A 13,475-nucleotide genomic window follows, 5' to 3' on the forward strand; every position below is an offset into this window, starting at 1 on the left:
AAGATGGCGAGCAAACCCTACAACGATATCTATGAGCGTTTAACCAATGCCGTTAGCGGCGAGGACCTTCTTGTCGGTATGCTTGCCTACTCTCTCTACAAGAAGGGCAAGGCCGAGGTGTGCGAAGCAGCTCGCCAAAGTGGGACACCCCTCACGCCAGCGGATTTAGCGAACTACCACGCTAGTTTCACCGCTACAGCCCAAAGTGCTTTCGAAACGAAAGCGAGGGAAACTCTTTTCGCATTCGCCAACGAATATTTGGAGCTGCAAAAACCAAGGATTATTGAGGAGGCAATTGGCTCTCTACAAGGGGTAATGACAGCGCAGAGCGAAAAAATTGAGACAAAGATCGCTTCTTCCACTTCATTCTCGAAGGCGTTCTGGCCTGGCATTGCATCGTCGGTTGCATTTTTTGTTGTCGCTGCCATCATAGCTCTCGCTTGGGCGTCTGAAAACCGAGAAACGATGCGATCGTTCTTAAGTGGCACCTCGCCATCTGCTCACGACGGCTCTGCTACAAAGAAGTGACGTGCCGCCACGCCCCGTATCCGTTCTCATGTTACGCAAGCGATCTATACCGGCGGTATACTGAGCCAGCCCGAGGACAGGTTAGCTTGCGGCACCGACGGGGCCAGCAGCGCTTCTGCGGGCGACTGCGAAATGCTGACCGTCCAGGCGCCCCCTCGAAGCCAATGGCGGCCAGCACAATCATCCCCACAACCGCCCTGAACGTGAGGGAGGGCATGGTCATGCAGGTCGCGGCACGATCCATTCTAGGGGTTGATAATGCCAACGATGCACCTCAAGGTCCCGTGCCCTCTTCGCCTCTTGTATTCCTCCATCGGGAATGCCGTTGAGATCGACGCCCCAACGCTCAGCCAATAGCGCGATCTTGTCCATCAGGAAGCGAGTTTAATTCCGACAACCTGACGCACAGCTCCTTGACGTAGGCGTCCTGCTCGCCTTCCTCGTTAGCCCAGTCCTGACTGTCGTCGCTGTCATATTGGAGATTCAAGTTTCAAAGGGTGTTCATATAGCTCAACCATTTCACGCGCCGAAACATTAACGGCCCAGATAGTCCCGGCGCCACTGGCTTATCCCAACGCCAGAACCACCGTCAAGCGTCGCCGCCCAACAGCTCTCGCAGTTGCCGTGCCTCGTCCCTCGCGTATGCCGCAGCGGACGCGTGAGCCAAGCGCTCTCCGAACTCCCGAATCGTCAGACGCTCCGCCGTTCCTGTCAAAAGTCCCACGCCAATCGCCGCGCACAGGTCGATGGGGCGGCCATCCGGTTGAATGGAGAACGGCCACATATCCGACGGGGTGGCAGTGGAAAGCCAGCTCTGGAAGCCTCGAAGGGTCCCTGGTAGCGAGAAGCCCGGATTAGCGGGCGGCTTTAGCTTGCTCGCCTCCGACAGCCGCAGCAGGTAGTTCTCCAGCTCCAAGGCGGCGTATTTGACCGTGGGGGCTGGCGGGACATACGGAATCGACGCGATGTCCAAGGGGTCGATTTGCTCGCCCCAAGCGGCGCCAGCCGCCTCGGCATCCGCTTTCAGCGCCAAAGCCCGGTCGCGGGCCTCGCGCTTGCGCTGCAGGGTCTTCGGATCCACTCGCAGCAAAGCCGCTACATCGCCCACCTCAAAGAAGAACATGGGCTTCACCACCGCCGGAATCGACATCAGGGCGGCCAGCTTCGCCGCGTGTTCCTCGATTTCCAGCGCCGAGCTCACATGCTTGCCGGTGTTCGCCATCGCCTCTCCCATCGTGTTTTTTGCCATCTTAGCATGTCGTTTTTTCGCCCAAGCCGCTAAGTCATTCGGGGACACCGAGGGCTCCGGCCGAGACAATCGGGGACAGCTCGCCGCCACGGCGGTTTTAGCCATCCAGCCCGCTCAAGAATGCCTCACGAACAGGGCGATCGGCGCTCTGGCAGGCAGGGGCGGCGCTATGAATCGGATAGAATCCAAGGCAGGCAAATCGACGAAGGCAAGCAAAGCGCCCGCTGCCGTCCGCGTATTCGCCAAGCCTGTCTCCGCCAGCGCCGTTGTCGCGATGGATGGCGAGGAGACCTTCGACCATCCTGGCGCCAAAGCATCCATCCAATGCGCCGAAATGAATGGCGAATGGATCGCCGAGTTCAAGTTCCGCTTTCGCTCAGGCCTCTACCAAGCCTGCACGCTGCCCTTGACCACCTCCAGCGAGCGGCGCGCCTCGCGAGCCAAGGCCGTGGGCGGCGCCGCCCTACGGCTGCTGGAATCGCTTCGCTCGGCCCTCGCAGGCGACACGCTAGGCAAAGCCCAACAAGCGGCGGCCGACGCTCTGGAAGCCTGGGCCCAGCGCCTAGTGGATGCCAGCATCGTTGACAACAAGCCTTTGCAAGGCCTGCGCTTCCTTGATGTCTTCGCCGGCATTGGCGGTTTCCATATCGCGTTGTCGGATCTCGGCGCTTCCTGCGCCGGAGCCATCGAGCTGGACGCGGAGGCCCGGAAGACTTACCGAGCCAATCACGCGGGCTCCTATCCCCTGCACAATGACATCCGCACGGCCAGCCCAAGCCAGTTCGGCCAGGTGGACATCGTCTGCGGCGGCTTCCCCTGCCAAAGTTTCAGCATGGCGGGTGATCGGGCCGGATTTAACGACGCGGACAAAGGAGCTCTGTTCTTCGAGATCGCCAGGCTGATCGGGGCGCTCTCCCCTTCCATCGCGATCTTGGAGAACGTGAAGGGGCTATGCTCACACGACGACGGGAGGACTTTTGAGACCGTGCTCGACACGCTCACCGACCTGGGCTATTCGGTCTCCACGCGAGTCCTCAACGCGGGCGATTTCGGTTTGCCACAAATGCGAGAGCGGCTATTCTTTGTCTGTCTCCACGATCGAATCCTGGCCAATCGAGCAACGCCGTATTCATTCCCTCGCGGCTCCGACGCGTCGAAGATAGTCGCCGACATCCTGGGCCGCTCGCCGCCGGGATCCGCTTGCCGCAGGCCAATGACCAGGCTCAAACCGGATCCCAAGGGACGATGGCAAAAGATCGAGGTCGTCGGGCTCATCGATGGCAAGGATTGCCAAGGCTATCGCGTTGCCTCCTCTCTCGGGAAGGGCTTCACGCTCTGCGCGAACTCCGGCGGCGTCGTCGGCAAGACCGGGCTGTATCGAATCGGAAAAATAGTCCGCGCGCTGACGAAACACGAAGCCGCCCGTATGCAAGGGTTTCCAGAATCGTTCAAACCGCACGCCAGCGCGAGCTTCGCTTTGAAACAGTTTGGCAACTCCGTCGCGATTCCGGTCGTCGGCGCAGTTGCATCCACCATCCTACCGTTCTTGGGGCCGTGCCCCCACAAATAGCTTGCCCTCGGCGCGGCAATCAAGGCCTAACTCCCCGTCGCCTGCCTCATCGATTAGAATTGCCAATCACACTAGGAGGCATAGCGCATGAGGGATGTCGGGCGATTGGGCGAGAGCTGTTTTAGCCAGTGGTGCGCGAGCGCGGGACTTACCGCAAACAAGTCGGATGTGGACAAGACCGGCTGGGACTTCCTCGTGGAATTCGATTTCGCTCCCGGCGCAAAGGATTCCCCATCCGCGATCCATGAGGCCGCCTTCGAGTGCAAGGTCCAGGTCAAATCGACCGACAAACGGAGCCGAAAAAGCGCGATAACGCTGACGAACTGGCGGCGCTTGGTCACGGCCCCCATCCCGGCCTTTTTCGTCTTCATCGAGTTCGATGACAAGGAAACGCCGCAACGCGTTTTTGTGAAACATGTGGATCAACACCTCTCCACCCAAGCCCTTAAACGCATTCACGAGGCGGAGGTGTCCGGGTCCGACCATCGGCCGCATAAGCAGACCATGACAGTGACTTACGACCAGGCGGACATGCTCCCTGACATCAGCGGGGCGGCGCTCGCCACAGCTCTGCTCGGACACATCGGCTACAGCATGGCGGAGTATAGCGCGAGGAAACGCGCCCATCTGGAGGAAACGGGTTTTGAGGATGGGTTCGCGACCGTTTCGATCACCATCGAAGGCGATGAAAACATCGCGCGATTCATCAACGCCACGCTGGGAATGGATGCGGGCGCCGTCGATGTGATCGACTTCAGGGCGACTCACAAGCGATTCGGAAAATCAGCGCCTGAACCTTACATAGAAGAGCCGACAGGCAAGATAGAGCTCATCAACGTCGAACCGAGTCTTCGAGGCATAATGACAGCGAAGACCGATAACTTAGGAGGCGGGTTTTCCTTCCCAGTTGATTTTTTCAATTCCACGATTCGCCCTCGCAAGAGCCGCTTCAAAGGCGAGTTCTTCGAACTGTTGGCCCTTCCCGACAGCAGGGAGTTTACATTCAACATAAATTTTGGCGTCCAAGAATTTGGTCTCGCCGCCTTGCGGAAAGCGCTGAAATTTGTCGAGCTTCTATGCTCGACAAACAAGCTCTTCTTCGAGTTTGTGGCGACCGACAACACAAAGTATGCGTTTGCAGCCCCCTCGCCCGGCCACGACTTTGATTTTCAGGAGGAATTGGAGGCGGTTGAAGCGGCGCTGCGCCTGCTCACCCAATGGGATGTTTTTGAAGAGGTCAGCGTTTCTTTGCCAGAGCTGTCCCGACACGCGTTGCCGATCGTCCAGTTTGAAAAGTTCATCGACGAGAACAACCGCGCGATGCGCTTGGACATGGAGGCGTTCGACCCGCCCCTGCCCCTCGAAAAGGAGTTCGCTTGCCTCAATAAGGGCTACGCGAAGATAGGGCCGGTGATGATCTGCGCTCTCGTCACGCTGATTGGAAAGCCGTTGCCATCGGACAGTGGAGGGCTCACGCTATTCCCTGCCAAGAAGACCCTGGAACGCGTGGTCACGCGCGCGCCTAACAGAAAAATCGACTTGCAAGACCTCATCAAAGTCGTGGATGACATCACGGAAAAATATGAAGAGAACTTCAACTACGTGATCTTTTTTGACAAAGCCAAGCTTTAACCCAGGCGCATAGATGCCTTGACAACGCCGCTCACTCGAACAAGGATCCCCACGACGGATTTAAACGATGCCCGCCAAAGCCAAAGTTGCTTGCCACCTATGCTCCGGCCTTATGGCGATCCCGCTAGCGAAGACACCTGGGGTCCTATTGATATCGGTCTCGATCGCTTCAATGGTTTGCGTCCGAAGCTGGATGGGCTGGCTCTCATTGCGAGACTTAAGGTGATGCAAAGGGGTCGTGCCGTCATTCGCCGCGTCAAACGGATCCGCTCCGGCAAGCAGCAGCAACACAAATGAATTCAGTTGAGCGCGTCCCCAAACCGATATGCCGCAGAGGTAAGCGAGCGCGGTATCGCCGTTCTCATTGCGGGCGGAAGGGTTCGCGCCGCGCTGAAGCAGCCAGTGGATCGCGCGCGGATTGCTCCCAGGAGCGTGCCTGGTGGCCGCAAGCAAGTGCAACGCAGTCATGCCGGTCTCCGGATGCGGAGCGCTCACATCCCAGCCGCCCCAGTGAAGCACGCGCATGCAACTCATCTCGGCAAGGCCGTCTTGAACAAATCCAGGGAACTCATGCTTGTTGGACGCCGCGTAGACCATCAGTGGCTCGCTCTTTTCCAACCCTATGCGGCAAGCGGCGAGCGCTGCCAACACATAGTTGTCTTGCATCGCTCCTATGGGGCTTATGCCATCGCGGAACTGCTTTTCGAACCGGGCGGATATGCCGCGCTCCTCGTCCACCTTGGAAGCGAACTGGCAGAGCTCAGCCCAATCCTCGTCGCTATCGAAGGCGGCCATCAGGTCGCCCGTGATAAGCAGATATTTCAGGCCACTTTCAGTCGGCCCTCCCAACTGCTCCAGCAACGCCGCCAAATTTTCGCTTCCGATTGCCATGCCCGCCTCCTGTGTGTGAGAAGAAACGATAGACGCCCAGCGCTTTCATGACTTGCAAATTGGTATTTAGTTCCACCGCTCAATAACTATTGCGGAGGCACATTACTATAAACTACTATTAACAAGTTGAGTATTCAAAATATCAACTTGCGGCGCTCTACGCTAAGTCGCATAGCCAAGCTTGCGCCCCAGCCACATGCCGCAAAACGCCTGTAGCGGTCCGCATCCGATCCTGCGTCGGACGCTGGTTCCAGCAACAAGGACGATCACATCGCGCCACTGATAGGAGACGCACATGCTCAAGAAAATTCAACGCATCAAAGGATTGGGCGTCTTCAACGACTACGCGCCGGGCGCGGACACGACCGAGTTCGGCTCCAAGAACTTGATCTACGGCTGGAACTACTCTGGCAAGACCACGCTATCCCGGCTGGTCTCCCTGCTTGAACGCAAGTCCCTGCCGCCCGACTTGCCAGCGTTCTCCTTCACCATCGACACGGACGCGGGCCCTGTCACAGAGGCCAACTACGCCGCATCTCCTATTGTCGCCAGAGTGTTCAACGCCGACTTCATCGCGGAGAACCTGAACTTCGCCGGCTCGTCGTTCAAGCCCATCTTGCTGCTAGGAGCCGACTCCGAAAAAGCGCAGAAAGAGATCGACGAGTTGGAGGCCCTGGCCAAAGCGACACGGGCGACTTCCGAAAAACGGACCAAGGCCGCGACAGCAAACAAGAAGACTATGGACGCCGCAAAGACCACGTCCGCCGCGTCCGTCAAGACGGCCATCGGCATCGTCGAGGCGTTCGGAGCCACTCAGCTTGAAAAGCAAATTTTCCTCGCTCGGATGGACTTGGCAAAATTCAAGCTCTCCGACACCGTCGTGCAAGAAAAGCTGAAACTGGCGCGCGCCAAAGAAGAGGACAAGCTGCCCGCCTTGCCCAGCGTTTCGTTGACCACTAAGCTCGACGGCATTCTGGCGGAGGCGCCCGTCCTGTTGTCCAAAATTCCCGACTTAGCCCACACCATTGAGCATCTGGCGCAGCACCCCGATATCGAAGGGTGGATCTCCACAGGCCTGGCTCTCCACGACGGCAAGACGGATTGCGAATTCTGCGGCGGTCCATTGAAGAGCGATCGCTTGGCTACGCTCGCCGCGCACTTTTCCAAAGACCTGATGAACCACAAACAGGCCTTGAGCAATCTCAAAATCAAGCTGGCGGGCGCCGAGCTGGCCTACGCCGCGCCGAAAGACGCCGAAGTGGAGCCCGCTTATCGAGCAAAGCTGGCGACGGCCATCGAGTCCTTGCAAGCGGCCATCGGGGCCTATAATCAGGCGCTCAACACCGCCGTTCGGGATCTGGACAAAAAATCCCAATCGCCATTTCAAGCTATCGCGCAAACGCCCGTCCCACTCGGCTTGACGAAGGCCGTGACTGACGCCGTTAAAGTGGTGAACTCAGTCATCGAGCTGAACAATGGCGCCTTCAAGAATTTCTCCTCCGACAAAGCCGACGCCATCAACGAGCTCAAACTGCACTTCGCCCAAGCCTTCTGCGTGGAGAAGAAGATCGACGGCTACGAGCTGCGCCAGAAACGCTTGGCAAGCTGCGCCACAGCGCATGATGATCGGGCATCCAAACTAGCCACGCGCGTCTTGGAGCTCAAGGCGATCATCAGCAAATCTCAGCTCGGACGCGAGGCGATCAACAAGCGCATCCACAGCCTCCTCGGCGAGCACAGTGTGCACATCGCTGTAGCGCAGATCGGCGGCGAAGAGCGCTTCCAACTGCTCCGCTCAAACGGCAAGCCGGCCAAGCACTTGAGCGAGGGGGAGAAGACCGCGATCGCGTTCTCCTATTTCCTCACGCGGCTCGGCGAGATCAAGAAGCTGGACGAGGCCATCATCTACATTGACGACCCAATTTCCAGCCTGGATAGCAACCACATCTTCCAAGTGAACGCCATCATCAAGGAGGCCTTCTTCCATCAGGAGACCGCTGGCGGCCCATGGAAAACCCGTTGCAAGCAAATTTTTCTGTCCACTCACAATTTTGAATTCTTCTCGCTGATGCGCGAGCTCAAGCCGGACAACGCGTCGGCGCGGGCCTACTTGGTCAAACGCGTATCGCCAAGCTCATCAACGCTCTCGGACTTGCCGAAATCCCTCATCGCCTATTCGTCCGAGTATCACTTCTTGTTTAGCGTGCTTCATGAATTCAACTTGGCGCCAGACAAGAAGGACTTCCGAGTCTTGATGATGCTGCCCAACGCCGCCCGCCGCTTCTTGGAGCTCTACACCTACGCCAAGTATCCAGACTCGCGAGGCGGAACGGTTGACCAGCGCGCGGATCGGATTTTTGGCGAAGCCAAGTCGAAGCGTATCCTCAAAGTCCTTCACCACTTCAGCCACGCCAACAACATCGAGCGGCTGGCGGAAAACAGCGAGCTCATGTGCGACATCGAAGAGGCGGTCAAGGAATTGATCGCGGCCCTGGAAGAGCATGATCCGATGCACATGGAAGGCTTGCGCTCAGCCATGGCAGCATAGCAAGGCCAACGCGGCTATAAGGTCTGCGCGCTTCAAACACAACAAAAATGGATTAGGAAAATAACGATGCCGATCGCCCCACTGCTAGACGCTTCTGCCCAACGGATCCTCGGCCTATTGGTCTCGCTTCTGCCTAACATCAAGCCAGACAACCCGAAAACCTTCATCGGCTACAAGTCCGCGCATGAGCGGCTAGGCCTATCGCAAGAGGCGGTGAGCTGGGGAGACAGCCTCAAAGTCCAAGGCTTGCTCGCACTTGCTGAATGGTGCGAGGAGAACGGATTGCCGGCCATCACCGGCTTGATCATCGACAAAGAAAAACTATCGCCAGGCAAAGGCTACTACACCGCTTTCGTCCGGCGCGAAGACGACTTCCAGTGGTGGTTTGACGAGATACGCAAAGCGCGGGACTTCGATTGGACTCCCTACTTGGCTGCCAACCACACGGCAACCCCGCCGCCACCTCCGCCCGAATCTCCGGAAGCATCCGACGTGAACGAGCCGGCGCCGCGATGCGAAACCACCACCTATCGGGTGCTGCGCGACACCCTGCTCGCCCGCGAGGTCAAGCGCTGGCACAACTACAAGTGCCAAGTCTGTGGAGAATCGATCGCGCTGCCGAACGGCGAGCAATATGCGGAGGCCCACCACATCCAGCCATTGGGCGCTCCTCATGATGGCCCGGACATCGCGGCGAACATCATTTGCGTTTGCCCAAATCATCATGTTGAGCTGGACTATGGCGTCCGCGCCTTGCGCATAGAGAATTTAAGACAAGCGCCAGGGCACCAGATATCTGACAAATATGTCCAGTATCACAACGAAGAAATTATGAGACGCTGGCAAGTCTTATAGCTCCGCCGCCGGCCCCCAAAACTGCGATGACACGATCAACATGTCGCTAAGCTGCTGCGGGTTCCATTACCAGCAACGCGGAGGCAAGCAAGACTGGTAGTTGTTTTGTCGCATCAATTCGCCTCCCTAACCATATGCCCCCGCCAAACATCGAGCAAATTGACGACGACGCCTGGAGACAGGAGCTTGATGCCCTTGGCGCTCGCATATCCGAAAGCCGATCTCCCCGCTTAAATCCAAGTGATCCGATTCTGTGGTGGCAAGCTTCCTACTCAGGCGCCACAAGCGGCATTGCAAGCGCTCAGTCCTCGGTATGGCTGAATTCCTGCCAAAACCGTTGGTTACGCTCCTTGAACTGCGCTGCAAGAAAGGATTTATGGTCGGCGTCCATGCCGCTCTGCTCCGCCACGGTGTCGAGCCACTCCATGTCAAGCGACCACTCCAACTGTGATTTAAGCCGTGCTTCTCGCGCGATTTTCGCTTCGTCTCCGCCAAAGGTCCGCGCCAAAAGTCTCACTTCCCAGACATCCTCGATGATTGATCTCTGGGGAATCGTTGGAAATCGCCTTCGGGCCTCTGTCGAGCGAGTCTCTTCGTTGGTCACAGACTTCTCCCAGCAGTCAGAATACCCAATGATTCTCAAATAGCTTCGTCCATGTCAATCCAGATAAAAAACACCAATGAATAAAGCACTGTTCCAGGCGCTGCTTGCGCACCCCAAAACTAACGCAATGCAAGAATTTGTTTATGAAAAGGTGATAGCGAACGACAAGCAAATCCGGTTGCAGGCATCCCGAAGTGTCGATGGCGGCATGCGGTATAGGCTTCTCTACCAAGATGGAAGCGAAGACGGCGAAGTGGTCACTTCACAAGAAATTGCTAATGGATTTGCAGCGGGCAAGCCCTGGGTCGCTGCCATTCTTAGCGCTCGCGGAGCGCCCTCGAACGTTTCGGAGTCCCCCGACGATGTGGGAGATCGAATCTTCCTTGACTCCGTCTCACTTGGCGCCGTCACTGTCTCCGTGCTTCACGAAACCCAGCCGGAACCAGGGACGCCACCAGGTTTTCGCCTCAGGGTGAAACAACAAAAAATGCGGCCAAATATTCAGCATTTCCCACTTGGTATTCCAGCGGTCACGCAAGCGATATCGGCCCTAGAAGGCGTGCTTCTCGGCGCGTTGAGCTTATATCCGGATGTCGCTTGCGCCTTGTTCAAGGAAGACCCGGCGCTCTTTGCCGAATATGAAAAGGCTATGCTATCCAGCACTCTTGGCATAAATACTCCCGCGCCATCCAAAACTACCAAGGGCGGCCCACTGTGAGCTATTGCCGAGCAAGCTAGTCAAACCGGAAGCGTTTGGGAGCGCAAAAACGCCTGGCGATACAGTTCCGCGCCACTAGCAAGGCCAAGCTTCTTTTTGATGTTCGAGCGATACGTCTCAACGGTGTGAGGAGACAGGCTGAGCTCGCGCGCGATGTCGCCCTTCTTCAGCCCCTGCCCGATCAGCCGAAAAACGGTGATCTCGCGATCCGACAACGAATGCAGCTCGGCGGGGTCGTCGGGCTGTCCGGCGCTGGCGATGCGATTCACCAAGTCGTCCCGCAGCGCTTCGGAAAGCCAGACTTTGCCACCCCGCACCGCCTGGACGGCTTGCTTCATGGCCTTCGCGGCGGCGTGCTTCATCACGTAGCCCCGAGCCCCCGCCCGGAGCGCTCGCTCGGCGTAGAGTCGCTCGTCGTGCGCGGACACCACCAAGATCGCCATGCCGGGCGCAGCCGCCCGCAGCCTCTTAATCAGGTCGAAGCCCAACGAGCCGGCCAAGAACAGGTCGATGAGTGCGATCGTTGGCTCGACGCTTCGCGCCAGCTCCAGCGCACCCTTCGGAGTGTCCGCTTCGTGAAACACGAAGGCATCGTCAAGCTGGCGCAGTAACGCGGCGAAGCCGAGACGCATCACCGGCTGATCATCCGCCAGCAGCACGCCCAGATTGTTCGTCTCGTTCATCGTCATTGCCTTCGTTTCATCACTCGCATCGCTTGCGTCAAGGCATCCGCCGCAATCAACGCCCCCATCAAAATTGTCGGCCGTTTCGCGCCGGCCCGGTATCCCCTAAAGCACGATAGCGGAGCCGCAAACTCCCCTGGCATGCCATCGACAGATCCAAACACCTCCATCTTTCAAGATCTGTTTCTCCTTTAGATAAAGGCGCCATCCGACGATCGCTCCGTTCTTGGGTTACGAAACATTCTTCGCTTTGGCGACGCATAAACATCGCGGCACGCCACAAACGTCCCGCGACAGCGCTCCGAGAGCGAGGCATTTAAAGCGATGCGGCATCGCTCGTTGAGCGATAAAAGAAAGCTGCTGAGAGCGATTCTACGAGCGCGGAATCTAAAGCTAAAGTGCCAGCACGGAAACTGCGCGGTTTGCTAATTTATTTTCGCGCGGCCCAAATCACGCCCCCCCTTTTCGAAAAGAGCGCGCTACTATGAAAAAAAATCTGATCACCTTGATGTTGATTCCCGCCTTGTCCCTGCTGGCGGCATGCGATTCAGCGCCAACCGACGCGGACGTGCAGCAAGCTCGTCGAACGCAGTTGGAGCAATCCATTGGACGCAAGCTAAGCGAGGGCATGGAAAGCGATATCGCGTCGATGAAGATCGTCGAGTGCAAAAAGGGCGAGCTGAAATCGTATGACTGCGCTGTCGCGACAAATGCTGGCGCCAGGCAGGTGAAGCTTGTAAAGGCAGAAAAGGCCTGGATGATTTCGCAGTGAGCAAGAAACGCGCCGAGGAGAGGCCACCGAGCCGACTCCAACGCGATTGAACCACCCAACCAGCAGCCCTGGCAGTCGGCGCTATCTCGCGCCTGGGCCGCGCCATGTCTAATGGAACGGAGATCGCAATGACCAACGCCACGGCCGCCGCGCCGACCAACCCGCTGCAAGGCCTCTACGACTTTGCTCGCGGGCATGTCCTGATCGCGAACAGCCTGATCACGGCCTCGGGCACCATCGTCGCTCTGCTCGACTTCTTCGGCCCGAAGCTCTCCTTCGTGCCCCGCGTGGTCTATAGCTGCACCGGATTGCTTGTCGCCGCCATGTTCCTGTCGGCGTTCTTCCCCCGCGCCGCCCGCCTGGTCCTCGCCCGTAGCGGAATGGCGACCTTCCCTGATAACGGCAAGCCGCTTTGGCGCGCGCCGGCATGGCAATTCCTAACCACCCTGCTCCTGCTCGTGACCTTGCTCGGCTCTTGGTCGGTGGCGAAGGCCTCCTCGGGCGGAGCTCTCGCGAGCCAGTTCGAAACCGCGCGGGAGATGCAAGCGGCGATCTTGGGGACGCGAGCAGACACGCAAGCGATCAAGACGGGCGTGGACGCCGCGAACGCGAAGCTCGATCGCATTGCAGACGCGGTTGACCCTGACAACCCGGCGGACAAATGCCCAGATCTAGACTGCGCCGTCGCCGACGGCGCCAGTCGCAAGACCTTCGAGAAGCTGCTCGCGAAAGGGAAAAAGCTGCCAGAGGGCTACGCGTTTTCCGGCTACTTCGGAAAGCTGGTCAAGGAACGCTCGCCCGCCCGCTTTGAGATCGCGGACATCTATCGCGAGCAATCTGGCGCCGACTTCCGAGCGCCGTTCCACAACGGCGTCTTGGGCAACCCGATCCGCCTGGAATTAATCGTGATGCGAGAGTATCGCCAGGCCCTGCCACGTTTGCCACAGCTTCAAGCGATGCCGCAAACGTTCGACTACGGTTGGCAGCGGCTCTCCGGTTGCGTCGCTGAAACCAACGGCGGATTCACGATCGCCCAGCTCGCATTGATCGCGGGTGACCAAGAGCTTTACCAGCATGAGAGTGGGAAGCGAAACGGCCCGGCCGCCATGGCCTGCGACCTAAGCAAACTGGATCCCACAGCAAAAGGCAAGATCGAGCTCAGCGAAGCCGAGATCGCTGCCATCGACTCGAACCTGGTCACAACACCCTAATTCCCCCCAACCCAATTTCCCAACCCTCAGGAGGCCCACATGGCTATCTCCCGCTCCACCTCCCGCGCTCGAGACCTGTTTCTCGTCTGCCGTGGTCTAATTTGCCTGGACACCTCAATAGGTGGAAAATTCACCATCTGAGGAGTTAAAGCATGACAACAAGAAAACGCAAGACATTCGATCCGAGCCTGAAGCTGGAGGTGGTCAGAATGAT

The 13,475-nt window shown here is 58.1% G+C and carries 12 protein-coding genes; 8 read left to right on the forward strand and 4 right to left on the reverse strand.

The window, feature by feature from the left end:
- Positions 1–3: 3 nt before the first annotated feature.
- Entirely contained in the window at positions 4–528 is a 525-nt protein-coding gene (locus tag GTP77_RS22945) for a hypothetical protein (RefSeq protein WP_161074474.1), read from the forward strand.
- Between the two features lie 589 nt (positions 529–1,117).
- Here GTP77_RS22945 and GTP77_RS22950 read toward each other — a convergent pair.
- Positions 1,118–1,777 carry a hypothetical protein gene (locus GTP77_RS22950; protein WP_161074475.1) on the reverse strand — a complete coding sequence of 220 codons (660 nt, stop codon included), beginning with the start codon at positions 1,775–1,777 and terminating at the stop codon, positions 1,118–1,120.
- Between the two features lie 169 nt (positions 1,778–1,946).
- Here GTP77_RS22950 and GTP77_RS22955 point away from each other — a divergent pair, with 169 nt between their 5' ends.
- Positions 1,947–3,347, forward strand: coding sequence for a DNA cytosine methyltransferase (locus tag GTP77_RS22955; protein WP_161074476.1), 1,401 nt, complete (start codon positions 1,947–1,949; stop codon positions 3,345–3,347).
- Between the two features lie 168 nt (positions 3,348–3,515).
- Positions 3,516–4,979: a hypothetical protein gene (locus tag GTP77_RS22960; protein WP_161074477.1), complete on the forward strand. Its 1,464-nt coding sequence runs from the start codon at positions 3,516–3,518 to the stop codon at positions 4,977–4,979.
- Between the two features lie 60 nt (positions 4,980–5,039).
- Here the strand turns inward: GTP77_RS22960 and GTP77_RS22965 are convergent, their stop codons facing one another.
- On the reverse strand, positions 5,040–5,870 hold the full coding sequence (locus GTP77_RS22965) for an ankyrin repeat domain-containing protein (protein ID WP_161074478.1): 831 nt from the start codon (positions 5,868–5,870) through the stop codon (positions 5,040–5,042).
- A 295-nt stretch (positions 5,871–6,165) separates the two neighbouring features.
- Here GTP77_RS22965 and GTP77_RS22970 point away from each other — a divergent pair, with 295 nt between their 5' ends.
- Together GTP77_RS22970 and GTP77_RS22975 are read left to right on the forward strand one after the other, a co-directional pair.
- Complete coding sequence (locus tag GTP77_RS22970) at positions 6,166–8,418, forward strand: AAA family ATPase (RefSeq protein ID WP_161074479.1); 2,253 nt, start codon at positions 6,166–6,168, stop codon at positions 8,416–8,418.
- 66 nt (positions 8,419–8,484) lie between these two features.
- On the forward strand, positions 8,485–9,273 hold the full coding sequence (locus GTP77_RS22975; protein ID WP_161074480.1) for an HNH endonuclease: 789 nt from the start codon (positions 8,485–8,487) through the stop codon (positions 9,271–9,273).
- A 301-nt stretch (positions 9,274–9,574) separates the two neighbouring features.
- Here GTP77_RS22975 and GTP77_RS22980 read toward each other — a convergent pair whose 3' ends face one another.
- Positions 9,575–9,877, reverse strand: a complete 303-nt coding sequence (locus tag GTP77_RS22980) for a hypothetical protein (protein ID WP_161074481.1) — start codon at positions 9,875–9,877, stop codon at positions 9,575–9,577.
- Between the two features lie 76 nt (positions 9,878–9,953).
- Here GTP77_RS22980 and GTP77_RS22985 point away from each other — a divergent pair, with 76 nt between their 5' ends.
- The gene (locus GTP77_RS22985) at positions 9,954–10,595 is read left to right on the forward strand and encodes a hypothetical protein (RefSeq protein ID WP_161074482.1); all 642 of its coding nucleotides are present in this window, start codon (positions 9,954–9,956) and stop codon (positions 10,593–10,595) included.
- A 20-nt stretch (positions 10,596–10,615) separates the two neighbouring features.
- On the opposite strand, the gene GTP77_RS22990 is transcribed toward GTP77_RS22985, so the two are convergent.
- Positions 10,616–11,278 (reverse strand): response regulator, encoded by a 663-nt coding sequence (locus GTP77_RS22990; protein WP_161074483.1) that lies wholly within the window; start codon positions 11,276–11,278, stop codon positions 10,616–10,618.
- Positions 11,279–11,762: 484 nt separating this feature from the next.
- On the opposite strand from GTP77_RS22990, the gene GTP77_RS22995 reads away from it, so the two are divergent.
- Together GTP77_RS22995 and GTP77_RS23000 are read left to right on the forward strand one after the other, a co-directional pair.
- Positions 11,763–12,050, forward strand: a complete 288-nt coding sequence (locus GTP77_RS22995) for a hypothetical protein (RefSeq protein ID WP_161074484.1) — start codon at positions 11,763–11,765, stop codon at positions 12,048–12,050.
- A 128-nt stretch (positions 12,051–12,178) separates the two neighbouring features.
- On the forward strand, positions 12,179–13,261 hold the full coding sequence (locus GTP77_RS23000) for a hypothetical protein (protein WP_161074485.1): 1,083 nt from the start codon (positions 12,179–12,181) through the stop codon (positions 13,259–13,261).
- Positions 13,262–13,475 lie beyond the last annotated feature (214 nt).

The sequence above is a fragment of the Pseudoduganella aquatica genome, from assembly GCF_009857595.1.
Lineage (GTDB): Bacteria > Pseudomonadota > Gammaproteobacteria > Burkholderiales > Burkholderiaceae_D > Rugamonas > Rugamonas aquatica_A.